Genomic DNA, 24139 nt, shown 5'->3' with positions numbered 1-24139 from the left:
AAGACATAAAAAAAAGCCGCCCAATTCGGGGCGGCGTGCACAGAGTGCAAATTCGGATAGGAGTGGAGAGAAACCATACTGTACTTTTATTATATGTATCCGTTTTCAATCTGTCAACCTTTTTTTGAAAGCGATTGCGGAGACGTTTTTTACGTCGACGTTTGCTAGTTTTTCCGTTATTTGGATGAGACTTTCCCGCTCTAGTGAACGGGGTAGCTTCGGGCAAGCAGCGCTGCCGCCTGGTCCAAGGCTTCCTGGCTGTCAAAGGACAAGCGCAGCACCCCCGGCGCATCGGCCCGGCTTTCCATAACCTGGATGTTGCGCAGGTTGATCCGTTCCTCCCCGAGCCGAGAAGCGATCTGTCCGATAATCCCCGGATGATCGGGGACGTCGACGTAAAGGTCAAACCACCCCTTGAGGGCGCCTTTGCGCCGCTCGGGGATCGTATCGCGGAATTCCCGCGAACGGGCGAACTCTTCGGCGATGCCATCCCCGTCCCGCTCCAGCAAGAGCCGGACGAATTTCTCCGATTCGTCGATCCATTCCCGCAACAGACCGAGCACCACTTCGCGGTTGCTGAGCAGAATATCCCGCCAGACCACCGGCTCGCTGGAGGCGATGCGGGTGATATCGCGGAAACCGCCGGCGGCGAGACTGTGGTAGAGTCCGTTTTGCTCGTTGTGCCGGGCGATCAGGTTAACGAGCGCCACCGCCACGATGTGCGGCAGGTGACTGATCCCGCCGACGATCGCATCATGCTCTTCCGCCTCCACCCGAACAATCCGCGCCCGCGTGAAGCGCAGCAAATCGGACAGCCTCGCCACCGCTTCTTCCGGTACGCCTGGCAAAGGGGTCAGGATATAGAACGCATTCTCGTACAGCTCCGCCGAGGCCGCTTCGACGCCCGAACGCTCGGAGCCCGCCATCGGATGGCCGCCGATGAACCAGGCGCCGCCGAGATCGGTTTCCGCCGCTGCCCGGCAGACGCCGGCTTTCGTGCTGCCGACGTCGGTCACGATGCAGCCGGGCTTCAAGGGAAGCCGTCCAAGCCGGTGCAGATACTCCTCCAACAGCCCTACCGGCACGCAGAGAAAAATAAAGTCGGCGTCCAGTGCCGCCTCCTCAAAGGACGAAGTCGCCTGGTCGACGACTCCCCGTTCTTTGTATTTGGCCGCCGAAGCGGGGTTCGGCGAATGGCCGACCACCCGAAGGCCCGGCTGGCCCTTGAAGCACAAGGCGAGGGAGCCTCCCATGAGCCCCACGCCGAATATCGCGATTTTCGTCACCGTCATCAACCTTTTCCCAAGTTTATCCGATTTCTTGCTGCCTTTCCGGCCTACGCTTCCACGGTCCTCCGCTCCGCCAACGCCTCGGCAAGCGCGGCGATCAAGCCCTCGTTCTGTTCCCGGCTGCCGACCGTCACGCGCAGCGACGTCGGAAAGCCGAGCGAGGCTCCGGCGCGGACGATATACCCTTTTCGAACCAGAGCTTCAAACACCTGCCCGGACGGCCTGCCGACCTCCACCAGGATGAAGTTGCCGTGAGCCGGATAATGCGCCAGCCCCATCCGGTCGAATTCTCCGGACAGATAGCGCAGGCCTTCGGCGTTTGCTTCCCGGCAGCGCCGAACGAAGTCGTCGTCCTTCAAGGCGGCGAGCGCCGCGGCTTGGGCGGTGCGGGTCGTGTTGAACGGAGGCCGGACCTGATTCACCAGCCCGATCACCTCGGGATGTCCGATGCCGTAGCCGATGCGAAGCGCGGCGAGGCCGTGAATCTTAGAGAAGGTGCGCAGCAGAATCAGATTCTTGTGCTGCCGGATGAGCTCCAAGCCGTTCGGGTAATCGGGCGAGATGACGTATTCAATGTACGCCTCGTCCAGGACCACGAGCACATGGGGCGAAACTTGGCCCAGAAACCGGGCCACCTCTTCGTGAGAGACGATGGTGCCGGTCGGGTTGTTCGGGTTGCAGATCCAGACGACCTTGGTCCGGTCGGTGACCTTGGCCAGCATGGCGTCCAGATCGTGTGTGCCGTCCTTCATCTCCGCTTCGACGATGACCACCCCCTCCACCTCGGCGTTGTGCCGGTATTGGGAGAAGGTATGGGTCGCCATCACGGTCTCGTCGCCCGGCACGAAGAACGCCTTGGCGATCATTTCGATGACTTCATCCGAGCCGCAGCCGAAGATCAGCTGCTCCGGGAGAACGCCGAGCCGGCTTGCCGCTTCCTGCGTCAAGGCGACGGCCGCGCCGTCGGGGTACAGACTGAGATGTTCCAGCTCGCGGAGCACCGCTTCCTTGGCCTTCGGCGAGCAGCCGAACGGATTCTCGTTCGATGCCAGCTTGACGACATGCTCGAGCCCGAGCTCCCGTTTCACATCCTCGATCGGTTTGCCCGGCTGATACACCGGCAGATGAATGACTTGGGGTTTCGGCTGCAAGACAGACACTCCTTTACCTGGGCGATTCCACAGCCGTGCGCCGTGAAATTATTCTTTCAATTGTCTCACAAATTCATGGATTTGCAAGAGCCCTTCCGCCTTGGTAGCCGGTTCAGTCAAGAGCGGCAGCGCCTCTTCGATCTTGCGGACGATGGCGCTGCCGACCACCACGCCGTCGCAGATGCGCGAGAAGCGCTTGACCTGGTCGGCGCTGGAAATGCCAAATCCGACGGCGACGGGAAGCTCGCTCGCCTGCTTGACGGCGGCGAGGAATTCTTCGATGCCGGAGGCGAACTCGCTGCGCGTGCCGGTGACGCCGAGTGAGGAGACGGCGTAGAGAAAGCCGGACGCCTCCGCCGCGATCCGGGCGATCCGCTCCCGCGAGGTCGGCGCAACGAGCGGAATGAGGTGAACGCCGGCCGCCTGGGCCAGCGCCCGCACCGGGCCGCTCTCCTCCACGGGCAGATCGGGCAGGATCAGGCCGCTGATATCATGCGCGGCCAGCTCCGCGAAGAAACGCTCGAGCCCGAACTGGAGGACGGGATTGAAATAGGAGAACAGGATGAACGGCAGCTCGCTGCCCCGTTCGCGGCAGAGACGGGCCGTACGGATGCAATCGGCGAGCGAGGTTCCGGCATCCAGCGCCCGCAGGGAAGAACGCTGAATCACTGGACCGTCGGCCAGCGGATCGGAATAAGGAACGCCCAGCTCGACGAGATCGGCTCCCGCCTTCTCCAGCTCGAGGATAATGTCGACCGAGGTGTCCAGGTCGGGATCGCCGACGGACAGGAACGGGATCAGCGCCGTCCTCCCTTCGTTCTTCGCTGCGGCGAAAGCCCGGTCGATGCGATTCTGCCGGGAAACGGCGTTCTCGTCCCCCGCTCGTTCCGTTTGATTGTCCAGAGTCAGCCGGTTCATGCCTGTACCCCCTTCTGATAGCTCATAATCGATTCGACGTCCTTATCGCCGCGCCCGGACAGGCTGACGACAATGATCTGATCCTTGCCCATCGTCGGCGCCACCTTTACCGTCTGAGCAATGGCATGGGCGCTCTCCAGCGCCGGGATAATTCCTTCGGTCCGGCTCAGCAGATGGAGCGCCTCCAGCGCTTCGGCATCCGTGATCGGGACGTATTCGGCCCGGCCTTGGTCCTTCAGGTAAGCATGCTCCGGACCGACGCCCGGATAATCCAGGCCGGCGGAGATGGAATGAGCGGGCAGGACCTGCCCGTGCTCGTTCTGCAGCAGGTAGCTCAGCGAGCCCTGGAAGACGCCGTGGCTGCCCTTGGTCATCGTGGCGGCATGCTCGGCGGTATCGACCCCTCGCCCGGCCGCTTCGACGCCCATCAGCCGAACCGACTCGTCTTCGACGAACGGGTAGAACATGCCCATGGCGTTGCTGCCGCCGCCGACGCAAGCGATCGCCAAATCCGGCAGCCGCTCCTCCTTCTCCAGGATCTGCCGCCTCGTCTCGTCGCCGATGATCCGCTGGAAGTCGCGCACCATCATCGGATACGGATGGGGGCCGGTGACGGAGCCGAGGATGTAATAGGTATCCTCCACATTGCTGACCCAGTAGCGCAGCGTTTCGTTGCAGGCATCCTTGAGCGTCCGCGTTCCGGAAAGAACCGGCACGACCTCGGTGCCGAGCAGGTTCATCCGGAAGACGTTGAGCTGCTGCCGCTTGGTGTCCTCCTCGCCCATGAACACCTTGCATTCGAAGCCCATCAGCGCCGCGACCGTCGCCGTGGCTACCCCATGCTGGCCCGCTCCGGTCTCGGCGATCAGCTTCTTTTTTCCCATCCGCTTGGCGAGGACGGCTTGCCCGATCGCGTTATTGATCTTGTGGGCGCCGGTATGGTTGAGGTCCTCCCGCTTGAGGTAGATCTTCGCGCCTCCCAAGTGCCGGGTAAGCCGCTCCGCATAATAAAGGGAAGTGGGGCGTCCCGAGTATTCCTTCAGCAAATAGGCGATTTCCTCGCGAAAGGAGGGATCGGCGGAATGGAGCTTGTACGCGTCCTCCAGCTCGATCAGCGCGTTCATCAGCGTTTCCGGCACGTACTTGCCGCCGAACTTGCCGAACCGGCCGTGTTCGTCCGGCACGGAGGCCGCCTGTGAAGCGAATGGCCGCGCCTCCTCCCCGGTCTGTCCTCGCGTCGATTCTGTCAGCTTACTCATGACCCTTCACCCTTTCCACGAATGCTTTGATTTTGGTCCAATCCTTGCTTCCGTCCGTTTCGACTCCGCCCGATACGTCAACTCCGTCGGGAGCGTACTCGTCCAACAGAGTCCGGACATTGGCGGCCGTGAGCCCACCCGCCGCGATCAGCCTCAACCCGAGGCGGTGCGCCGTCTCCCGGTAGGCGGGAATCGCCGTCCAGGGAAAGGTGCGGCCGCTGCCTCCGACCGTCACGGGATCGTAGGTGTCGAGGAGAATGGCATCCGCGATGCCGGCAAAAGGCTTCAGCTGCTCCTCGGGGCCTGCTGCAGCAGCATAAAGGTCAGGGGGATAGGCGGCGTTGGCATTCCGGCCGTTCGGCAACCCATTCGAAGTGTCGGCGGGGCGGAGGGAGCCGGGTCGGGATGCCCCGGCCGAATCGTCCGGTGCAGCGGAGAAGGAGACGACCCGCCAGACCTCGACGCCGAAGCGCTCCTTGATCCAGCGGCAGTATTCCGCCGGTTCCCGGCTGTGCAGCTGGACGATGTCCACCGGCGCCCGGTTCAGCACGGCGGCCAGTTCATCCCGCTCCGGCTCGACGAAGACGCCGACCGTCCGGTGCCGGGCAGGCCCCCGCTCCGCCTGGATCTTGCGAATCCAGGCGCCGGCCTGCTCCGGCGTCACCCGGCGGCGGCTCGGCGCGAAGACGAAGCCAATCTGATCGACGGGCAGCGTGAGCAGCCCGGCCAGCGTCGTCTCGTCGCGGATTCCGCAGATTTTCACCGAGGGAACGGCCGGAATTTCCGCCGCGTCCATGGGGTCGGTCTTCGCTTTGGCCATCGGCATCAAATCCTTTCCGCAGCGGCCGACGGAAGCGGCCCCATCAGATCGGCGACGGCTTGGCCGATGTCGGCCTGCCGCATGAAATGTTCGCCGACCAGCACCGCTTGCGCTCCATCGCCGTTAAGTCGCACGATGTCGGCCGGACCGGCAATACCGCTCTCGCTGACAAGGAAGCGGGACGGCGGAACCAGAGCGGCCAGCTCGGCCGTCGTGGCGAGGTCGGTCTCGAAGGTATGCAGGTTGCGGTTGTTGATGCCGATCAGCTTCGGCTCGGCTTCGAGGGCTAGCACCCGCTCCAGCTCGCTGCGGTCGTGCACCTCGACCAGCGCGTCCATGCCGAGCTCGGCGGCCAGCATCGCGAAGCGCTGCAGCTCCGCATCGGCCAGCATCGCCGCGATCAGCAGCACGGCGTCCGCCCCGATCAGGCGGGCCTCGTAAATCTGGCGCTCATCGATGAGAAAATCCTTGCGCAGCACCGGCAGCTGCACCGCTGCCCGCGCGGCCTTCAGGTATTCGACGCCGCCCTGGAAGTAATCGCGGTCGGTGAGCACCGACAGGCAGTCGGCCCCGGCGGCCTCATAGGCACGGGCGATGGCGACGGGGTCGAAGTCGCTGCGGATGAGCCCCTTCGACGGCGAGGCCTTCTTGACCTCGGCGATGAGGCCGACCGGCCGCCGCCGCTTCTCCGTCAGGGCTTCGGCGAACCCGCGGCAGGGCGGGAGCTGGGCGATCGCCCGCTCCGCTTCGCGCCGGTCGAAACGGACGGCTAGCTCGCGGACTTCCTTTTCCTTGGTGGCACGAATCCGGTCAAGAAACATGGCTCGCCTCCCGGGTGCAGGCGATCAGCTCCTCCAGCTTGGCGGAAGCGCGGCCGGTATCGACGATGGTCGCCGCCTGCTCCACACCGGCCCGCAGGTTCGCAGCCCGGCCGGCGACATAGAAGCAGGCTCCGGCGTTCGCCAGCACGACGTCGCGGGCCGCACCGCGTTCGCCGCCCAGCACGCTGCGGATGATCTCGGCGTTGACGGCCGCGCTGCCGCCGGCGATCTCCGCGAGCGCATAGGTGCCGAGCCCGAGCTCGGCGGGCGTCACCTCGCGGGTGACGATCCGGCCGTCGGCAAGCTCAGTTACCCGCGTCGGCGCCGAAACGCTGATCTCGTCGAGTCCGTCGAGGCTGCCGACCACGAGGCCCCGCTTCACGCCGAGCGATCGCATCACTTCGGCGACCAGCTCGGTCCGGCTTCGGTCATACAAGCCCATCAACTGCCGGTCGGCTCCGGCGGGATTGGTCAGGGGCCCCAGCAGGTTGAACACGGTCCGGATGCCGAGCTCCTTGCGCGGCCCCGCCGCGTGCTTCATTGAGCCGTGATAGGACTGGGCGAAGAGGAAGCAGATGCCGATGCGCGAGAGGCATTCCGCCGCCTGCGCCTGATCGAGGTAGATGTTCACGCCGAGCGCCTCCAGCACATCGGCGCTGCCGCTCGCGCTGGACATTGCCCGGTTGCCGTGCTTGGCGACGCGGATGCCGCCCGCCGCGGCCACCAGAGCCGAAGCGGTCGAGATGTTGAAGGTCTTCGCTCCGTCGCCGCCCGTGCCGCAAGTATCCAACAGGTCCGTCGCCTCTGTCTCCACCCGATTCGCCTTTTGCCGCATCAGCTCGGCGAAGCCGGTGATTTCCTCGGCCGTCTCTCCCTTCATGCGCAGCGCCGTCATCAAACTGCCGATCTGCGCCTCCGTGGCCCTGCCCTCCATAATCTCCGCCATGGCCTGCCGGGCTTCCGTCCGGCTTAAGTCCTGGCCCTCGGCTACCCTCGCGATCGCCTGCCGCACCGTAAATACCGGGCTTTCGATGATCTCCATCTCGCTCTCCTCCTCTTCCTCCGCTGAATGCTCGTTTTCCTTTTCGGGCGAACTTATCCGCCTTTAGGCGTAGTAATAGTCTCCGTTGATCACCGGCTCCGGCTCGGCCTCTTCCCCGTCCAAGAACATTTCCTCGGCCAGCCGGATCGCGCGAAGCATCGCCTTTGCCTTGTTGCAGCTCTCCTCGTACTCCTTTTCCGGAATCGAATCCCAGACCAGCCCGCCGCCTGCCTGCACATACGCCTTGCCGTTCTTGAAGACGATGGTGCGGATCGTGATGCAGGTGTCGAGGTTGCCGGAAAAGCCCAGATAGCCGATCGCCCCCGCATAGCAGCCTCTCGCTTCGTTCTCGATCTCGGCGATGATCTCCATCGCTCTCAGCTTGGGCGCCCCGGACACCGTGCCCGCCGGCAGGCAGGAGATGAAGGCGTCGAAGAAGTCTTTATCCGAGCGCATCCGCCCCGTCACGTTCGAAACCAAATGCATCACGTGGGAATAGCGTTCGATGTCCATGAACGAATCGCAGCGGACCGAGCCGAATTCCGCCACCCGCCCGATGTCGTTGCGGCCCAGATCCACCAGCATGAGGTGCTCCGCCCGCTCCTTCTCGTCCGCAAGCAGCTCCGCCTCCAGGCGCGCATCCTCCTCCTCGGTCTTGCCGCGCGGCCGGGTTCCGGCGATGGGCCGCGTCTCCACCTTGCCGTCCTCCACCCGGACCAGCAGCTCGGGGGAGGTTCCGACGATAATTTCCTCGTCGAATTTCAAATAGTACATGTACGGGCTGGGGTTGGTCGTGCGCAGCACCCGGTATACCTGGAGCGGGTGGATCGGCGTGGCCTTTTCGAAGCGCTGGGAGAGCACCACCTGGAAAATATCGCCCGCCCGGATGTATTCCTTGGCCCGTTCCACGTTGGCCATGTACTGTTCCTTGGTCAGATTAGAGCGGATGCCCTCCAGATCCACCTCGTTCGGCATCGGCCGCTTCGGCTTCTCGAGCGGCGGCGGGGCCTGTTGCAGCTTCTCGACCGTCCGGTCGATCTCACTGCACACCCGGGCATATTCCTCGGCCAGCTCCCGGTCCGTTGCGCCGGGAGCGACGTGGACGTTGCCGATAACGAGCAGCTCCTGGCGGAAGTGATCGAACACGACCAGGCGGTCGCAGAAGAGGAAGCGCATGTCCTGCATCTGGAGATCGTCGCGCCGGTGCTCCGGCAGCCGTTCGTAATCCTTCAGCAGATCGTACCCGAAAAACCCGACCGCTCCCCCGGTCAGCCGCGGCCATCCCGGCAGAGACGGGCTGCGGTACGACCGGTGATACGCCTTGAGCACCTCAAGCGGTCGCTCCCGGTAGACCCGCGTCTCGCCGCCGGCCGTGACCTGGGTGGTGCCGTTCTTCCCCTCCAGGGTCAGATACGGAGCGGAGCCGATAAACGAGTACCTTGCCCACTTGACTCCCCCCTCGACGCTTTCCAGCAGGAAAGCCTTCGGCTCGTCGGAAAAATGCCGGAACACGCGGATCGGCGTCTCGGTGTCGGCCATGATGCGGCGGGCGACGGGAATCAGGTTGTAGTCCTTGGCGAGATGCACCACTTCGGCAAGCTCAGGTTGATACATATCGGCGCTCAACTCCTCTTCTCTTGGGGGATTACGAATGCAAAAAGCCCTCTACCGAAGTAGAGGGCAAAAGGTTTGGATTCAAGTGTGGATACCCGACGGATCCATTCTCCCGCAGGTATGCCAAACGACACACTGCCCATTGGCAATGTCGCTTCCGAACGGCCCTGGCGATGAAACGCCGGCCTTCGCTCCACTCGACTCAACTCTTCTCGGCTCTACTTCTCTTCGCTAACCGATCCAGGCGCTCCCGCCCGAATCCGGCTCCTTGCTTATTCCCCACTATACAGGACGGAAGGAATGGCCGTCAACCGTAAAATCGCTTGAATCGCCTCCGGTGCGCGCTTATCGAACGCTCAAGCCTTCGGCGCGCCGGCATCCGCGATGTCCGGGCGAAGCTTCTTCGCCTCGTTCATGTAAATATGGCGGATTTCCTTCTGTGTCCGTGTGGTGTTCACCTGCACCATCAGCCGGATGCAGCGCGGCAGGCTCGGCTGGACCGGAATTTCCAGCGCGCACATGAGCGGAACCAGCTCCCAACCGGCGAGCTGCCGGATGGCCATCGCGGGAAAGGCGGACGTCAAATCGTGCGTCGTCGTCACGAAGACGCTGCAGATGTCTTCCGGCACCACGTCGTTCGCCTCGACAATGCTGCGCAGCAGCTCGGCGGTGGCGGTCAAGATCTCTTGTTTATCGTCCTGCTCGACGGTGGTCGCACCGCGGATTCCTCTTACCCACATGGCTGTTCCTCCTGTTTCAACTGCTCGATGACGCTTCTCACCTGCTCGCGGGTCACGCTGCGGCTGATCTCCACCCGCCCGATGTCGACGGGCAGAATGAAGGTCAGTTTGCCTTCCCGGAACTTCTTGTCGTGCATCATCGCTTCCAGAATGGCATCGGTATCGAGCTCGGCCGGGATCGTGACCGGACAATCAAAGCGCAGCAAGAGGTCGCGGATCGTCTCCGTAAGCCGCCGCGGCCGCCCGAAATACTCGGCAAGCCGAGCTGCGCCGACCATGCCGATCGCCACGGCCTCGCCGTGCATCAGCGTCCCATAGCCCGCCACGGCCTCCAGCGCATGTCCGATCGTATGCCCCAGGTTCAGCACGGCCCGGATGCCGTTCTCCCGCTCGTCCTGACCGACGACCTCGGCCTTGATGCGGCAGGCCTCGAACAGCGCGTCCTCAAGCGCCTTCGGTTCGAGTGCCAGGAGGGCATCCGCATGATCGGACAGCCACTCGACATACTCCTTGTCGAGAATAAGCCCTTCCTTCAGCACTTCGGCGAGGCCCGAGCGCACGTCCCGCGGCGGCAGCGTGCGCAGGAGCTGCATGTCGTAGAGAACCAGCTCCGGCTGGTAAAAGGCCCCGATCACATTCTTGGCCAGCGGGTGGTTGACGGCGACTTTGCCGCCGACGCTGCTGTCATGCGCCAGAATGGTCGTCGGCACCTGCACGAACCGGATGCCGCGCATGTAGCTGGCTGCGGCAAAGCCGGCCAAATCGCCGACGACTCCGCCGCCGAGCGCGACGATCACCGAGCTCCGGTCAAGTCCCGCTTCCAGCCCGACCCGGACGATTTCCGCCAACTGGTCCAGCGATTTGCTGGCTTCGCCGGCCGGGACGATGCAGTCGTGAACGCGGTAACCGCCTTCGCCGAGCGCCGTCTTCAAGCGATCCAGGTGCAGAGGCGCCACGTTGCTGTCCGTCACCACGAGCAAGGGGGAGGAGGGCAAGATGCCTCTCTCCGCCAAATACCGGGAGATCTGGTCCGAAATCCCCTGACCCATGTAGATGGGATAGGACCGCTCACCGAGATCGACCGTCAGTGTTCTCATCTTAATACCGCTCCAATTGAGCCCGATAGCTCGCCAGATTAGCCGCAATTTCCTCCAGGGAATCGCCGCCGAACTTGTCCAGGAAGGCGTTCGCCACTTCCCAGGCGACCACATTCTCCAGAATGACGGCCGCCGCCGGAACCGCGCACGTATCGGAACGCTCCACTTGGGCGGAGAAAGCTTCCTTCGTGTCGATATCCACGCTCTTAAGCGGCTTGTACAAGGTCGAGATCGGCTTCATGACCGCCCGGACGACGATCGGCTCTCCGGTGGTCATGCCTCCCTCGAAGCCGCCGGCCCGGTTGGTCTCCCGGCGGAAGCCGCCTTCCTCGCTGTAGAGGATGGCATCGTGCACCTGCGAGCCGCGCCGTTTGGCCGCTTCGAAGCCGATACCGAACTCGACGCCCTTGAACGCCTGAATCGACAAGACCGCCTGGGCGATCTTTCCGTCCAGCTTGCGGTCCCATTGGACATGGCTGCCCAATCCCACCGGCACGCCTTCGATCACCGCTTCGACGATGCCGCCCAAGGTATCTCCGTCCGCTTTGGCCGCATCGATGGCCGCGATCATTTGGGCCTCGGCCGCCTTATCGGCAACGCGCACCGGAGACTCCTCCGTCGCCGCAGCCAGCTCGCTGGCCGACAGCTCCGAACGCTCCGCCTCGATCTCGCCGATCCGCAGCACTTGGCAGGCGGTCCGGATGCCGAAGGCGGCAAGCATTTGCTTCGCCACTCCGCCCACCGCCACGCGCATCGTGGTTTCCCGGGCGCTGGAGCGCTCCAGGATGTTGCGCAGGTCCTTTTGGTTGTATTTCAAGCCGCCGTTCAAATCCGCATGTCCGGGGCGAGGGCGCAGAATACGGCGTTTTCCTTCGTTCTCCTCTTCGGCCGGCTCGGCTCCCATGATCTTCGTCCAGTGTTTCCAGTCGTTGTTCTCCACCACAAGCGCCACGGGAGCGCCGGTGGTATAGCCGTGCCGAATTCCGCCAACCACCTGGACGGTGTCCTTCTCGATCTGCATCCGCAGCCCGCGCCCGTATCCCTTTTGGCGGCGGCCAAGCTCTTCGTTGACGGCCTCCGCCGAAAACGGCAGGTTGCTCGGCAAGCCTTCAATGATGGCCGTCAACTGCGGCCCGTGCGTTTCCCCCGCTGTCAAATAACGCAAACCGGTTCCCCCTTAAGCAAGCTTAATCCATCTCTGTTCGCTGTAACGATCATTAACGCTTTAGCGCTTTTATGCGCTAATTATAATATAGCCCGGTTCCTTTGACAATCCTTTGTCCCGAACTTCGACGCGTTCTCTGGGCAGCTCGCTCTCACCCTTCGCCAACGCGATCGCCGATGCAGCAAAACCGCCGTGCGTTCACGGCGGTCTCCGGGCTCTGCTCTGCAGGCTTCCGTTCATTCCATTGTCCGGCGAGAGTGCCGTCCATTAGCTTCGGGCTTTTCCAAACCGCTTGCCCGAGAATAGCCGCGTACGCCCGGCCGGTGCACTCGCTCCCCGTTCCGTCGGGGGCAGCAGCCGTTGCGATTCTCCGCTGACCAGACCGAGCAGCGGCTCCGAATCGATTCCGAGCATCTGGGCGCATTGCTCCCGAGTCAGAATGCCCTTCCGGTAAGCCATGACGATCCCGCGTTTGTCCATGGAACGATCCTCCCGTCTGGTTGGCGATTGCCCGCATGCGACACTTCTTTCGCCGGTACTCTTTATCGGCAGCGGTATAAGCGGTCTCCCCGTTTGGGGACGCGGCATGCGGGTTCCTGGAACTAGCCTATACCGGAAGCCCGTCTGCTATACCCGCTATAGGGCCGATTGGGGAGTTCTATTCGGCCTTGCGGTAAAAGAACGTGTCCGCCAGCTCGAACTTGTAGCGGGAAGGCGTGAAGATCTGCTCCGTGCTGCCCACGAACAGCAGCCCGCCCGGCCGCAGCGCGTCCGAAAACTTGTGGTACAGCTTATCCTTGGCTTCTTCCGTAAAGTAAATCATCACGTTGCGGCAGACAATGAGGTCGAAGCCGGTATCGAACCGGTCCGCGAGCAGATCCTGCTTTTTGAAGGCGACGTGGCTCTTCAGCTCGGGCGCAATCCGGAACAGCCCCGCCTCCTGGTGGAAATAGCGCTTCATCAAGTCGGGCGGCACGTCGCGGATCGACCGGTCCATGTAGACGCCTTGCCTGGCCTTGGCGAGGACGCCTTCGTCGAGATCGGTCGCCAGGATCATATTCCCCTGGAGCAGTCCGAGCTCGCTCAGAATCATCGCCAGCGTATAGGGCTCTTCGCCGGTGGAGCAGGCGGCGCTCCAGACCTTCAGTTTTTTGCCGGGTCCCGCCAGCTCCTTCACGAACCGTTCCTTCAGCACGGTCCAGCGGTTCGGGTTTCGCCAGAATTCGGAGACGTTGATGGTCATCCGGTCGAGAAATTCATACAGCAATTCCTTGTCTTTGGCCAGTGCCTGATAGTACGCGTCGAAGCTGGAAAAGCCGAGCTTGATCCGCAGCGTGGTCAACCGCCGCTTCATCTGCGCTTCCTTGTACAAGGTCAGGTCGATGCCGGTCAACCCTTTAATGTTCCCCACAAACCGCGAAAAATCCTGGTCCTCGTTCTCCATTGGTTCCCCCTGCCAAACGACTGCCCGTTACACCCAGACCGAAAGCACCTTGTCGTATTCGAGCAGCTCGTCGTCCTTGAAAAATAGCTTGATCTCCCTCGCCGCGCTTTCGGCCGAATCGGAACCGTGGATGAGGTTGAAATTCATATGTACGGCGAAATCTCCCCGAATCGTGCCCGGGGCGGCCTCCAGAGCGTCCGTCTTGCCCATCATGGAACGGCACAGCGGGATGACCCGGTCTCCCTCCCACACCATGGCAAACACGGGCCCCGACGTGATAAACCCGACGAGCCTTTCGAAAAACGGCTTGCCGACATGCTCGGCGTAATGCTGCTCCGCCATTTCCCGGGACAGCTGCATCAGCTTGGCTCCGGCCAGCCGGAAGCCTTTTGCCTCGAAGCGACTCACGATCTGCCCGATGAGGCCGCGCTGCACCCCATCCGGTTTCACCATCAAAAACGTACGTTCCACTCTGCTCACCTTCTTCTCTGGAATAGAGCCGGACACAGTGATCCGGACAAAAGCGGGATCTTCGAGCGAAAGGGCGAATGCGTTCTTGTGCTGCAGACTTTGGTCAAGCGACAGGCGTCAATCGTCAATACGAGCGTTCTCCGACAAAATGGGCGACTCCGATCAGATCCCGGCGGGCCTGGATGTCGGGCAGCCGGTTCAGATGCAGGATGGCTTTGTCGATATAGCGGTCGGCCATCCGTTCAGCGGTTTGCAAGCCTTCGCTTTGCCGGACGATGGCGAGAAAGCGGGACACGTCCGTCTGGCCGTCCGCCTGCCGGATGCGCTCGATCTCTTCGAGGAGCGGACCGCGGAGCTTGGGCTCGCGAAGGGCGTACAGCACCGGGAGCGTAAGGTTGCCCTGTTTGATATCGCTGCCGGGCGGCTTCCCGATCTCCTCTTCCGTTCCGCTCAGGTCGAGCAGGTCGTCGCGGATCTGGAAAGCCATGCCGACGTTGAATCCGTAAGAATACAAGCGCTCCGCCGTGGTCCGGTCCGCTCCGGCGGCGAGGGCGCCGAGCTGGCAGCTCACCGCGATGAGCAGCGCCGTCTTGCGCTTGATGCGCAGGAGATAGTCGCGGATCGTCTGCTCCGTATGGAAGAAGAAGCGGACCTGCTCCATCTCGCCGATGCTCATCTGCACGATCGCCCGCGACATGATCCGGTGAATCTGCGGGTTCTCCAGCTCGGTGATCACGCCGAGCGCCTTGCCGAAGATGTAATCGCCGGTATACATGGCGATCCGGTTATCCCACTTGGAGCGGACGGTCAGTTGGCCGCGCCGCGTATCCGCGTCGTCGATCACGTCGTCGTGAACGAGGGAGGCCATGTGAATCAGCTCCAAAGGGACGGCGACCTTCTTCATCTGCTCCAGCCGGTATTCGCCGAATTCGCCCGACAACAGCACGAACACGGGCCGAATGCGTTTGCCGCCCGCCTTCAGCAGATGCACGGACGCCTCCCGGAGCAGCACGTGGTCGGAATACACGCTTTTCTCCAGTTCCTTTTCCACGGCGTTCAGGTCTTTTTTTACTCTTGTGTAAATGTCGATAAGCTTCATGGGTTCACCTGTACGACGGAATGTCTTGCCATAAGCGAATGGTAGCCGGGCGCTCCAGGAGGCCCAGTTCATACGCGTAATCGTAATAAAGCTGAAGTCCCCGGCGCTGGTCGGGGCCAAAATCGAATGACAAGCCGCCGAAATAGGAGCGCCAGTACGAGGGGCTGCCGCCGACGGTCTGAACGGCGTGCCGGATCATGTCCTCCGGCTGGGCCAGACCGGTCCGCTTGCTCTCCAGAAAGGCGCGGTAGACTTCGGACAGCAGCTGGGAATACCGTTCGGCGGCGTCCTGGCGAACCGCCCAGACGGCAAACGACATCCACTGGCCGGTCCATTCCCGCCAAAGCTGACCGAGGTCCGTCACTTCGTACCCGGTATTGCTCCAGCTTGCCCGAATGGCGTCGTCGCCGATTAAGAGCGCTCCGTCTTCGTCCTCCCGCATGCGGGAGAGGCTGGGCTCGTCGTAGCGGTAGGCAGGATTGCCGCCGAACCGTTTGGCCATCAGAATCTTCAGCAGATGGACCGAGGCCGCCGAGGTGTTCGCCAGCATCAGACGGCCGCCGTCTGCGGCAATGTCGGCAAGCGGCCTCTTGTGAAACAACAGGATTGAGTTCACCCGTCCGAACGCGCTGACGGATAGATCGGGAAACAGCAGATATTCGTCCGAATGCTCGCCATAGGCGAAGGAGGAGATCGGGCCCATGTCGATAGCCCCTTCCGCCATCGCCCGGTTCAGGGACGCCGGTACCTCTGTGGTCAACTGCACGCGGCCGGCAAAGCGCTCGGCCGGAAAGTGGTGAAAGATCGGCCAGACGTTGGTATAGAGGATGCGGCCGATCCGCAGGGTCTCTGTCATACGCTTACGGCTCTCCCCATCTTCGGTATAAGTCGTGCTCGATATTCATCGAATCCAAAACCCGTCCGACCATAAAGTCGGTCAACTCTTCCAAGGAAGCCGGCTGCTGATAGAAGGCCGGCATGGCCGGAATGAGCTTCACCCCAAGCTGCGCAAGCCGAAGCATGTTCTCCAAGTGAATCACCGACAGCGGCGTTTCCCGGGGAACCAGCAGCAGGCGGCGATTTTCCTTCAGCATAACATCGGCGGCCCGTTCCAGCAAATTTCCGGATGCGCCGTGGGCGATGCCCGACAGCGTGCCCATCGAGCAGGGAGCCACGACCATCCCTTCCGTACGGAAGGAGCCGCTAGCGATGCTCGCTCCGATATCCTGGATGGGATGATAGATCAGCCGCTCGTTCCCATTAGTGAATCTTTCCGCCAATTCTTCTTTGCGTTTCGACGAGCTCCAGCCCAGCTCATCGTGCAGCACCCGCCATCCCGCGTCGGTGATGACCAGATGCACCTCGAATTCTTTTTCCAGCAAGGCCCGCACCAACTTGACGCCATACACGGAGCCGCTCGCCCCCGTGATGCCGACGATCCATCGCTTGTTCATAGATAACGAACCGCCGTATCGACCAGGGTGAAGGCGAACACGACGCAGCTGAGCGCCCCGTTCATGGTGAAGAAAGCGGTGTTGGCGCGGGTGAGGTCTTTCTCGCTCACGATGGCGTGTTCATAGAATAGAATGCCGTAAGAAATCACGATGCCGGCAAAATACCACCAGCTGAGAGAGGTCAGGAAGAACAGGCTGGTCAGCCCGACGGCGGTCAACAGATGGCAGCCCTTGGCGATCCAAAGCGCTCCCCGCACGCCGAACCGGACCGGAACCGATTTCAAGCCTTCCTTGCGGTCGAAATCGACATCCTGACAAGCGTAGATAATATCGAATCCGGTTGTCCAAAAAGCGATAGAAAGATAGAAGATCAGACAAGTCCAACTGCCTTGACCGGTGACGGCGAGCCAGCCTCCGGCCGGAGCGAGCCCCAAGGTCAGGCCCAGGAAGAGATGGCAGAGCCAGGTGATTCTCTTCGTATAGGAGTATGCAACGAGCATGAAGACGGCGACCGGCAACAGCTTGATGGCCAGCGTACTCAGGTGACTTGTGGCCAGGAACAACAGCGCGAAGGAACCGACGACGAAGACCATGACTTCCTTGAATGACAGCAGTCCCGCCGGAATCGCTCTTCCCGCCGTGCGCGGGTTTTTCTTGTCGATGGTGCGGTCGATAATGCGGTTCAGTCCCATGGCGGCGCTGCGGGCGCCGACCATGGCCAGGGTGATCCAGCCGACCTGCCCCCAGGAGGGCAAGTGTCCGAAGAAGACGACCGAGCCGAGGACTGCTCCCATGTACGCGAACGGCAAAGCGAAGAGCGTGTGCTCAAACTTGATCATTTCCAGAAAAATCCGTACTTTCTTCAGCATGAACGTCCCTCGGATCTACTTGGTCTTGGTGGGTGATTTCTTGGTGCCGATATGTAAAGCGGCGATGCCCCCGGTCAGCGGGTACGCCTCGACGTGCTCGAGTCCGGTCCGGCGGAACAGCTCAGCCAACTGCCGGTGGTCGGGAAACTGGATAAGCGATTCCGGCAGCCATTTGTATTCCTCGTAGCGTCTGGCGATGAGCTTGCCGAGCAGCGGCAGCACCTGCCGGAAGTAGAAATAGTACAGGGCCTTGAACGGCTGCCAGGTCGGCTTGGACAGCTCCAGGCAGACGACCCGTCCCCCGGGCTTCACCACCCGCTGCATCTCCAGCAGCACCTGCTCGATGTCCGGTACGTTGCGCAGGCCGAACCCGATCGTGACCAGATCGAACAAGCCGTCCGCAAAGGGAAGCTGCATGGCATTGCCCTGAACCAGCTCAATCCGGCCGGACAGCCCGGCCTCCGCTACCTTCGCCTCGCCGACCTCCAGCATGTTGCGGCTGAAGTCGAGGCCGACGATCCGGCCGCTGCCGCTCGCCTCGGCGAGCGCGATCGTCCAGTCGCAGGTGCCGCAGCAGAGGTCGAGCGCGGAGAAGCCGGGCTTGAGCGCCAGCTTGTCCATGGTAAACCTGCGCCAATACCGGTGGCGCTGAAAACTGAGGATGTCATTCATTCGGTCGTATTTCGGCGCGATGTTCTCAAAGACGGAATGCACGAATTCTTCCTTGGGCTTCACGGGTTTCATGCTGCTCACCTCAACGTTCCTCCAATATGCGGGGCCGGTTCATCCAGCGCCCGATCAGCTCGGACAAGGGCTGCAGGTCCGGCAGCATCCGTTCGGAGGTCAGCTCCTTCAGCTTCGCGGCGACTTGCTCCAGTTGGTCCTGAAGCAGCCGATCCAGCTCGGCCCCGACCTTGTATTTCAGCAGCAAGGTTTTCAGCCGGGAGCCGTCTTCCGCTCCGTTGCGCAGCGCCTTCTGTTCTTCCTTGGTGCCCCGATCGAGCATGTGCCAGAACGCCCAGCTCCCTTGAATGGACTCGCCGGCCGTCAGGCGGTTCTTCTCCGCGGTCAGCACCTCCAGCCGCGTAACGCCGTGCAGCAGCTCGGTCATGGCCCGGCGGGCCCATTCGGGCAGCAGGCCGGAGAGCGACAGGAACAGCTCCGACTTGATCCGCACCTTCTGCCGCAGGTAGTCCTCGGCCGACAGCTTCATCTGGCGGATCGCCGTATACAGGCTGACCTTCAGCCGGTTGATCTCGCAGACGGACGCAGCGAGGAGCCGCACGGCCGCCACCTCGCCGGCTTCCGCCAGCAGGTTGTAGTACCGCGAGCTGAAATAATCGCCGGCCAGCACCTTCAGCTGCCGGGACCGCGCTTCCGGTTTGCTTTTGTCGTCGTTTCGCACCGGCACTTCATCGTGCGTATCCAGCCCCATCTGCACAATCGCGGTGACGAGCGAATACAGCTCGCTTTTGGTCGGAGCGGGACCCGCCGTTTCCAGGAAGGCAAACAAAAGCCGGATGCGAAATTCCGGAAAGTCCGGAAGATCGGTATGCGTTTGAATCACATCGTATTCGGTGTAACGCTTCGTCAGCTGTTCTATGTGAGTAATGGTCATTCCGCTCCTCCAGGCAATCGTCCCAAATCGTTCTTCATATCGACACATAATTATAACATAACCCCGAAGGATGCGCACATTCCGGCCCGCTTCCGCTATCGTGCCTTGCTCAGCGCGCGAGCATGCTCTTCCACCTCTGCGTGACCGTGAGGCGGCATCGAGATTCGAGGAACCGCTTCACCTGATCGGCCGATTCCCGCTGCCTGTCCGTAAAGCGAATCCCATCCTCCCGGCGGGCATCCGCCGCAACCAGGAGCGGCGGCTGGGCCCCGGGCTCCACCGATTTGGCATAGATGCGGACGCGCACCTCCTGCACGTTGACTGTGTCCGTCAGTCCCCACTTCATCAGCTTATACACGTCGGTGTAAGCTGCAGCGACATCCACCGCGGCCGGTGCGGAAAAATCCACGGTCAGCATGGAGGTCTCCCAGGTGACATGCTTCACATTCAGATAGAACGGCAGCTCCTCCAGCCGGTCCACCAGGTTGTCCGAGGTGAGCACCTCCCGCCCGGCATCCGCCGGAACCGACACAGCCCGGCTCCGCCCTTCGGCGTCGAACCGGGGCAATTGGGATAGGCCGACGCCGATCGCGGCGGATAACAGGGCAAACAAGGCATAGCGGGCCAGACCATTCACGAGGCTTCCCTCCCGTCAAAAGGGCGTCATACCTCATTGTACAAACAAAAAAAGCGGGCTATTCCGCTTTTTTTGCTCGGTCACTCATTCGATTCGACGCTGCCGTGGCGGGTGAGGATCGTCGCCTTGCCGCGCACCTTGATCGCGGACGTGTGCTCGGTAAACTGGGCGATCATCACCTCGCCTTTGTCCAGCTTTTCGGTGTGGTGAAATCGGGTGTCCTGGCCGCGGGTCAGGCCGATGACATGAACGCCGTTCTCTTTGGCCTTGATGACGACGTATTCAAATTCTTTCGGCTCCACTGTCGTTTCGCCTTCCTTCCTCCTGCATTTGCTCGTCTCCATGATGAAGGAATCCGGTTGGGAAGTCAACGGAGGGAGGGGATTGATGGGTGGGATTTTTCATTGAACAAGGAACGAGGGGAGGTCCGGAAAAAGCAAAAAAGCGCACGCGAACGGCTGGGAGCCGAATCGATTGCGCCTATGGGTTGGGGAGCATTATGCCTTTGCGAGTATCTGTTGGGATGGTCAGAGTTAAAAGGGATTTGTCAGTCCGCTTCAGTCGATTGGGCCGCGAGGGTACGATCAATCTCATCGCCTAACGCTTCCAACGTTGCCAAGCGCGTAGCCTCATCCGGCAGAGCTGCGAGAACGATGGAAATCGCAGCGGCCAGCTCGGAAACCGGCGAAGCGGTGTCGATGGTGCATTCGATTAGTGCGCGTGCTTTCATGTGCGATCCTCCCGTTTTGTAAATGAAGGCACTTGTAATTAACGAGTCTTCGAGCGCGATTGCTGATATTGGGTGATCCCGAGTTTTTTCTCTAATTCCTCTCTCCTTGCTATCAGATCCGCGATTTCCGCTTTTTTGGAAGCGATTTTCATCGTCAGGCCGTCAACCTGGCCTGGGACACGTTCGTTTTCTGGCATGGCTAGCTGAATGGCCAATGAATTTTCGAGTCCTGGCAAATCTCCTTCATCGGCGGCAATGAGTAACGTTTTACAGAGACTCATCTCTTTCTCTAGCCCCGCTCTCTCTGAATCAGTTAATCCCGCTACCGTCGTTTGATTTTCCACCGTTATCTTCGTCCCTTCAATCGCAATCCTGTTTCCGCGTATACTGATACACCCCCGAACATTAGCGCCCCTGCGATAAACCCTGCAATAAACTTCTACAAATATTATCCATCCAAAATACTGGATAATATTTTCCATTTCGTTTATATAATGATTTATGGTAAAAAATCGTTAAGTCTGCTTGTGAGTGTGCCCTTCGTACGCCGACCAGACTACTGTACCTCCACCTTGTGTTAGTAGGACCGTTCCATTCTTAATGCCATGATTATGTCCCCCTGCCAATTCCGTCTGATCTCCTTGGGTTGCTTTTGAGGCTAACGCGGATACGTCAGCTTTCGATGACAGTTGTTGCGATAAAGTGGCAATTGCCGATATAGGAATGTTCTGTACGATCGCATTACCGAAGTCAACCGAACCCTGAAAATAAACTGTTCCATTGGGAGCAGCAAGTAATAAGGCACTGTTAGAAGAGATCGCCATTACCCCCTCTGTTCCAATTATAATCCCAGCACCAGCACCGCTCGGTCCTGCAAAGATGATACCTCCGCTAGACTGCCCCTCAGCTGTTAAAAAGCTAAGTCGCCTTACGTTGTCCGCACCATAAAGAAATAGACCGGTCGTATCAATCTGTATCCTTCTACCGTTAGCCTGAGTCTGAATCGTAGTGCCTGTAATCATTCCTCCACTAATTGTAGACGCTGAAATCGATCCACTGAAAAACCCATTTACTGCGCTCATCACACCAGCAGAACTCACCGTAAACATCCCGTTCCCGACATTGATGGACGAGCCTACGATCTGGCCGCTATTAAACGTTGAATTGGCGATGCTCGCGGCGTTCGCCGTAAGCTTATTTGCCACAACGTTCCCCGCCATATCCACGCGAAACGGTGCGCTGCTGAAATCTTCGTGCCCTGCGGAGATGCCAGTGGGATTAATCTTGGTGACGGCGTTGCCGCTGCCAATAACGAGCGATACGCCATTAATCGCCTGACCTACGATCCGCTCAGCCACAATCCCATCGGCTGTAATAGCGCTGCGAACCGTTTTCCACCCATCCGTCGAGATCCCCAAACCAGCGGAGGTCAAACGAACCTGTCGCAAAGCATTTGCTTTATCTTGCGCAAGAATGCCGCCTTCCGCCGGATAGATCAGCTCGGTCCGTGAATTTGAAATGTCTACGATCGCCTGTTTCGCGGCAGCTTCGAATGCCTCGGTCCGAATCCGTCCTCCGCTGAATGCCTGCTCAATCTCCCGGCGTGATGATTCCAAATCGGCGAGGATTTGGCCGAAATCGCGTCGAGCAACATTCGATACGGTAACTTGCGAATGCTGATCCAGGGCGTACGGGTACTCGGTCAATTCCGTGATACGCGCGGTGATACTGGTCAGTTCCATCTCCGGATCTACAAGCATGACCGTATCGCCAAGCCCCGGCACAGGCTCAGACTTATCAAGCTTAAACAAGTCCGCGGCCGACACCGATATCTCCAACGCCGGTACCTCTCGCTCTCTCAATCGTTTCCTTGCAACCTCTAGCAGCTTCAAAGGGTCGGTAACGTCTTGCTCTTGGAGTGTATCGTCGTAGAACGGGACACTGTCACTTGCCCATATACCAGCATAGGGTGAGATCAAATAGTTGACCGCAAGTTTTCCGTCGACGATTGCGCCTGGGACAGCAGAGAGAAGCGCTCTCTCCTCCTCTGTCAGAATCGAGGCTGGCTGGCCGATCCACGTGCGGGAGTCCTTCATCTCCGCGAACAGACGCGTGCAAAGCGAGTTTCCGTCATCCGTATAGGTCGCGCTGACGATGTTTTTGCCTATGCGATATTGCAGTGACTGAGTCGAATTGCCGATGCGTTTGCACAAATGAACCGTTAAGTTGTCCGGCTCAATCTCAGCTCCGTAGAGATTAACGATGTCATTGAGGGCTTGAAGGCAGTTACCGCCGCCAAAATTCTTTACGTCTACAAGATCAAACGAATCGTCCACAGCGAAACGGAAACGCCCACCGGTCGCAGTCGATAGGAGCGCTGTTAATTCGGAAATGCCAACCCCGTAGGCCTCATCGATATAGGATGCGTTCGGTAACTTGTAATCGGCGAGCTTAAACATAACGTGAGTGCATGAGATTTGGGCGATCCGTTTGCGTCCATCTCGCGACCGCCTGCGGCTGTTGATCACGTAATATTGGCCACGCTCGTCCATGACATGTCCTTTGAGCGGCAGCTTTTCCTGATAATCGTCGGATGCCATAGGAACCGAAAAGGTGAGCGTATAGTCTGCATTAATGCGCCGTGTCCGTGTAATGTCATACGCATCGACGAGGACGCCGATCCGTTTGCGATTTTTATCGTAGGATTGCAAAAATTCCGTCAATCCGCGCCCTCCTCAATACAGATATTTGTCCCGATGCGTAATCCGCGTAAGCAATGTCCGAGCTACTTCGTTGTCTTCGTACTTAATCGCGTTGTCGCCAAAAATCAGGGCAAAAAATTCGCCGTTCATCTTATCGAGCACGTTAACCCCGTTTAGCGTGATGGTTTTGCGTGCCATATCGATGATTAGTCGGTCACCCGGCGCGATGTCGCCGTTATAGAAAACCCGGTCCATGTGTGTCACCGTTGCAGTGACATTAAACTCTGTGGAAGAATCCGCAGAGGATGCTTCCAAGATCTCGCGAACCATCGATGCTGCGAACTCACTGGCGAATTCAAGTACGAAGGATACCGGAATCTCGCGTATGAGCGAGGTTGCGAATTCCGATATAGACTCCATTACGATCGATACCGGAATTTCTGCGTTGATTCGAGCATTTGCCTCCGTGAGCGACTCGACGGTTACATTTAGATAAGCATCCAAGGAGAACGGACGGTTAAATGACACACGCCCGAAAGCGCTACGATTAAACACCGGCCTCCGCCTCCTTAACGTCGAGCGCCGCCTGCACCTCCGCTTTCCAGCGGGCCGGGACGTTCTCGATCGTCCACAGCCCTTTGCCGATCAAATCAACGTAAATGCGGACCATTACGCTTCACCTCCCGTAAGCAAAGTAGCGATTTCCGCAAGTGCGAGCTGCAATGCGTCGATATCGTTCGCTTGCGCCTGGGCAAGTTCGGCTATCGCGAGATGGATAGCGTCTGTTTCGCTCGGCTGCGGTTCCGGGTGTAGCGCAGCGATTTCCTCCGGCGTCAGTCCCTCGAGCCATAATGTCGGTGGCTCCGGACGGGTGAACATAGGCGGCTCGCCTCGCGTCTCCTCGTCCTCGGTCGACCACTCCGCATAAGCGGCCGCATAATCCTCCCTCGCTGCTGTGATCGCCGCTTGATACGCTTCCCACGCCGCCAGGTCGAAGCGCGGCTTATACAGGCCCGGCGTAACCGGTATGGCCACGCGGTAACTGGTTAGCACGGGTTCGGCGGGTTCGGCATCCGGTTCGTCTGGCGCGGGCGTCTCGTAGATTGGTGTTACGCCAAGGTCACTGTCTGAGGTCAGCGTCACGTCCACGTACAGGCCGGATGTATCGGTGATAATGGCTTCTTTCAAGGTTCATCCCT

Annotated in this window: 28 protein-coding genes; all 28 read right to left on the bottom strand. The window is 60.4% G+C overall.

Annotated features, from left to right (window positions below; translation table 11 throughout):
* Positions 1–200: 200 nt before the first annotated feature.
* Positions 201–1286, bottom strand: a complete 1086-nt coding sequence (locus ACSEXS_RS06590) for a prephenate dehydrogenase (RefSeq protein WP_438433103.1) — start codon at positions 1284–1286, stop codon at positions 201–203.
* Between the two features lie 50 nt (positions 1287–1336).
* Positions 1337–2440, bottom strand: coding sequence for a histidinol-phosphate transaminase (gene hisC, locus ACSEXS_RS06585; protein ID WP_438432364.1), 1104 nt, complete (start codon positions 2438–2440; stop codon positions 1337–1339).
* Between the two features lie 48 nt (positions 2441–2488).
* Positions 2489–3358: a tryptophan synthase subunit alpha gene (gene trpA, locus ACSEXS_RS06580; RefSeq protein WP_438432363.1), complete on the bottom strand. Its 870-nt coding sequence runs from the start codon at positions 3356–3358 to the stop codon at positions 2489–2491.
* Positions 3355–4617, bottom strand: a complete 1263-nt coding sequence (trpB, locus tag ACSEXS_RS06575) for a tryptophan synthase subunit beta (RefSeq protein ID WP_438432362.1) — start codon at positions 4615–4617, stop codon at positions 3355–3357. Before trpB ends, trpA begins: the two co-directional genes overlap by 4 nt.
* Positions 4610–5437, bottom strand: coding sequence for a phosphoribosylanthranilate isomerase (locus ACSEXS_RS06570; protein ID WP_438432361.1), 828 nt, complete (start codon positions 5435–5437; stop codon positions 4610–4612). Before ACSEXS_RS06570 ends, trpB begins: the two co-directional genes overlap by 8 nt.
* Positions 5438–5442: 5 nt before the next feature.
* Entirely contained in the window at positions 5443–6258 is an 816-nt protein-coding gene (gene trpC / locus ACSEXS_RS06565) for an indole-3-glycerol phosphate synthase TrpC (RefSeq protein WP_438432360.1), read from the bottom strand.
* A complete protein-coding gene (trpD, locus tag ACSEXS_RS06560; protein ID WP_438432359.1) occupies positions 6248–7300 on the bottom strand; it encodes an anthranilate phosphoribosyltransferase in 1053 nt (350 codons plus the stop codon). Before trpD ends, trpC begins: the two co-directional genes overlap by 11 nt.
* 63 nt (positions 7301–7363) lie before the next feature.
* A complete protein-coding gene (trpE, locus tag ACSEXS_RS06555) occupies positions 7364–8914 on the bottom strand; it encodes an anthranilate synthase component I (protein ID WP_438432358.1) in 1551 nt (516 codons plus the stop codon).
* Between the two features lie 356 nt (positions 8915–9270).
* On the bottom strand, positions 9271–9654 hold the full coding sequence (gene aroH, locus ACSEXS_RS06550; protein ID WP_438432357.1) for a chorismate mutase: 384 nt from the start codon (positions 9652–9654) through the stop codon (positions 9271–9273).
* Positions 9645–10751 (bottom strand): 3-dehydroquinate synthase, encoded by a 1107-nt coding sequence (gene aroB, locus ACSEXS_RS06545; RefSeq protein ID WP_438432356.1) that lies wholly within the window; start codon positions 10749–10751, stop codon positions 9645–9647. The genes aroH and aroB overlap by 10 nt, the downstream gene beginning before the upstream one ends.
* A gap of 1 nt (position 10752) precedes the next feature.
* Positions 10753–11916: a chorismate synthase gene (aroC, locus tag ACSEXS_RS06540; RefSeq protein ID WP_438432355.1), complete on the bottom strand. Its 1164-nt coding sequence runs from the start codon at positions 11914–11916 to the stop codon at positions 10753–10755.
* 267 nt (positions 11917–12183) lie between these two features.
* On the bottom strand, positions 12184–12396 hold the full coding sequence (locus ACSEXS_RS06535) for a hypothetical protein (protein WP_438432354.1): 213 nt from the start codon (positions 12394–12396) through the stop codon (positions 12184–12186).
* A gap of 178 nt (positions 12397–12574) precedes the next feature.
* On the bottom strand, positions 12575–13360 hold the full coding sequence (locus tag ACSEXS_RS06530) for a CheR family methyltransferase (protein ID WP_438432353.1): 786 nt from the start codon (positions 13358–13360) through the stop codon (positions 12575–12577).
* Between the two features lie 27 nt (positions 13361–13387).
* Positions 13388–13831: a nucleoside-diphosphate kinase gene (gene ndk / locus ACSEXS_RS06525; RefSeq protein ID WP_438432352.1), complete on the bottom strand. Its 444-nt coding sequence runs from the start codon at positions 13829–13831 to the stop codon at positions 13388–13390.
* Between the two features lie 124 nt (positions 13832–13955).
* Positions 13956–14930 carry a polyprenyl synthetase family protein gene (locus ACSEXS_RS06520; RefSeq protein ID WP_438432351.1) on the bottom strand — a complete coding sequence of 325 codons (975 nt, stop codon included), beginning with the start codon at positions 14928–14930 and terminating at the stop codon, positions 13956–13958.
* A gap of 4 nt (positions 14931–14934) precedes the next feature.
* Positions 14935–15786, bottom strand: coding sequence for a menaquinone biosynthetic enzyme MqnA/MqnD family protein (locus ACSEXS_RS06515; RefSeq protein WP_438432350.1), 852 nt, complete (start codon positions 15784–15786; stop codon positions 14935–14937).
* A gap of 4 nt (positions 15787–15790) precedes the next feature.
* Entirely contained in the window at positions 15791–16384 is a 594-nt protein-coding gene (locus ACSEXS_RS06510; protein ID WP_438432349.1) for a UbiX family flavin prenyltransferase, read from the bottom strand.
* Positions 16381–17253, bottom strand: coding sequence for a UbiA-like polyprenyltransferase (locus tag ACSEXS_RS06505; RefSeq protein WP_438432348.1), 873 nt, complete (start codon positions 17251–17253; stop codon positions 16381–16383). The genes ACSEXS_RS06510 and ACSEXS_RS06505 overlap by 4 nt, the downstream gene beginning before the upstream one ends.
* Before the next feature lie 15 nt (positions 17254–17268).
* A complete protein-coding gene (locus tag ACSEXS_RS06500; RefSeq protein ID WP_438433102.1) occupies positions 17269–17997 on the bottom strand; it encodes a demethylmenaquinone methyltransferase in 729 nt (242 codons plus the stop codon).
* Between the two features lie 10 nt (positions 17998–18007).
* On the bottom strand, positions 18008–18871 hold the full coding sequence (locus ACSEXS_RS06495) for a heptaprenyl diphosphate synthase component 1 (protein WP_438432347.1): 864 nt from the start codon (positions 18869–18871) through the stop codon (positions 18008–18010).
* Between the two features lie 109 nt (positions 18872–18980).
* Positions 18981–19508, bottom strand: a complete 528-nt coding sequence (locus ACSEXS_RS06490) for a hypothetical protein (RefSeq protein ID WP_438432346.1) — start codon at positions 19506–19508, stop codon at positions 18981–18983.
* An 80-nt stretch (positions 19509–19588) separates the two neighbouring features.
* Positions 19589–19810 (bottom strand): trp RNA-binding attenuation protein MtrB, encoded by a 222-nt coding sequence (mtrB, locus tag ACSEXS_RS06485; protein WP_438432345.1) that lies wholly within the window; start codon positions 19808–19810, stop codon positions 19589–19591.
* A gap of 245 nt (positions 19811–20055) precedes the next feature.
* Entirely contained in the window at positions 20056–20238 is a 183-nt protein-coding gene (locus ACSEXS_RS06480) for a hypothetical protein (RefSeq protein WP_438432344.1), read from the bottom strand.
* Between the two features lie 38 nt (positions 20239–20276).
* Positions 20277–20582 carry a hypothetical protein gene (locus ACSEXS_RS06475; protein ID WP_438432343.1) on the bottom strand — a complete coding sequence of 102 codons (306 nt, stop codon included), beginning with the start codon at positions 20580–20582 and terminating at the stop codon, positions 20277–20279.
* 171 nt (positions 20583–20753) lie between these two features.
* Complete coding sequence (locus tag ACSEXS_RS06470) at positions 20754–22961, bottom strand: phage tail protein (protein ID WP_438432342.1); 2208 nt, start codon at positions 22959–22961, stop codon at positions 20754–20756.
* A gap of 12 nt (positions 22962–22973) precedes the next feature.
* On the bottom strand, positions 22974–23495 hold the full coding sequence (locus ACSEXS_RS06465) for a phage distal tail protein (protein ID WP_438432341.1): 522 nt from the start codon (positions 23493–23495) through the stop codon (positions 22974–22976).
* Positions 23488–23610: a CD1375 family protein gene (locus ACSEXS_RS06460; protein ID WP_438432340.1), complete on the bottom strand. Its 123-nt coding sequence runs from the start codon at positions 23608–23610 to the stop codon at positions 23488–23490. Before ACSEXS_RS06460 ends, ACSEXS_RS06465 begins: the two co-directional genes overlap by 8 nt.
* Positions 23610–24128, bottom strand: coding sequence for a hypothetical protein (locus tag ACSEXS_RS06455; RefSeq protein ID WP_438432339.1), 519 nt, complete (start codon positions 24126–24128; stop codon positions 23610–23612). The genes ACSEXS_RS06460 and ACSEXS_RS06455 overlap by 1 nt, the downstream gene beginning before the upstream one ends.
* Positions 24129–24139 lie beyond the last annotated feature (11 nt).

Source organism: Gorillibacterium terrae (assembly GCF_051594785.1).
Lineage (GTDB): Bacteria > Bacillota > Bacilli > Paenibacillales > NBRC-103111 > Gorillibacterium.
The sequence above is the reverse complement of the archived record's forward strand: the minus strand, read 5'-3'. Positions and strand labels throughout refer to the sequence as shown.

Coding starts and splice junctions, on each gene's coding strand:
- ACSEXS_RS06570 (WP_438432361.1), bottom strand. CDS start 5,437: ATGGCCAAAGCGAAGACCGACCCCATGGACGCGGCGGAAATTCCGGCC.
- ACSEXS_RS06480 (WP_438432344.1), bottom strand. CDS start 20,238: ATGAAAGCACGCGCACTAATCGAATGCACCATCGACACCGCTTCGCCG.
- ACSEXS_RS06460 (WP_438432340.1), bottom strand. CDS start 23,610: ATGGTCCGCATTTACGTTGATTTGATCGGCAAAGGGCTGTGGACGATC.
- trpC (WP_438432360.1), bottom strand. CDS start 6,258: ATGTTTCTTGACCGGATTCGTGCCACCAAGGAAAAGGAAGTCCGCGAG.
- ACSEXS_RS06495 (WP_438432347.1), bottom strand. CDS start 18,871: ATGACCATTACTCACATAGAACAGCTGACGAAGCGTTACACCGAATAC.
- trpE (WP_438432358.1), bottom strand. CDS start 8,914: ATGTATCAACCTGAGCTTGCCGAAGTGGTGCATCTCGCCAAGGACTAC.
- aroB (WP_438432356.1), bottom strand. CDS start 10,751: ATGAGAACACTGACGGTCGATCTCGGTGAGCGGTCCTATCCCATCTAC.
- trpA (WP_438432363.1), bottom strand. CDS start 3,358: ATGAACCGGCTGACTCTGGACAATCAAACGGAACGAGCGGGGGACGAG.
- trpD (WP_438432359.1), bottom strand. CDS start 7,300: ATGGAGATCATCGAAAGCCCGGTATTTACGGTGCGGCAGGCGATCGCG.
- ACSEXS_RS06520 (WP_438432351.1), bottom strand. CDS start 14,930: ATGAAGCTTATCGACATTTACACAAGAGTAAAAAAAGACCTGAACGCC.
- ACSEXS_RS06500 (WP_438433102.1), bottom strand. CDS start 17,997: ATGAAACCCGTGAAGCCCAAGGAAGAATTCGTGCATTCCGTCTTTGAG.
- ACSEXS_RS06510 (WP_438432349.1), bottom strand. CDS start 16,384: ATGAACAAGCGATGGATCGTCGGCATCACGGGGGCGAGCGGCTCCGTG.
- ACSEXS_RS06515 (WP_438432350.1), bottom strand. CDS start 15,786: ATGACAGAGACCCTGCGGATCGGCCGCATCCTCTATACCAACGTCTGG.
- ACSEXS_RS06505 (WP_438432348.1), bottom strand. CDS start 17,253: ATGCTGAAGAAAGTACGGATTTTTCTGGAAATGATCAAGTTTGAGCAC.
- ACSEXS_RS06535 (WP_438432354.1), bottom strand. CDS start 12,396: ATGGACAAACGCGGGATCGTCATGGCTTACCGGAAGGGCATTCTGACT.
- ACSEXS_RS06530 (WP_438432353.1), bottom strand. CDS start 13,360: ATGGAGAACGAGGACCAGGATTTTTCGCGGTTTGTGGGGAACATTAAA.
- trpB (WP_438432362.1), bottom strand. CDS start 4,617: ATGAGTAAGCTGACAGAATCGACGCGAGGACAGACCGGGGAGGAGGCG.
- aroH (WP_438432357.1), bottom strand. CDS start 9,654: ATGTGGGTAAGAGGAATCCGCGGTGCGACCACCGTCGAGCAGGACGAT.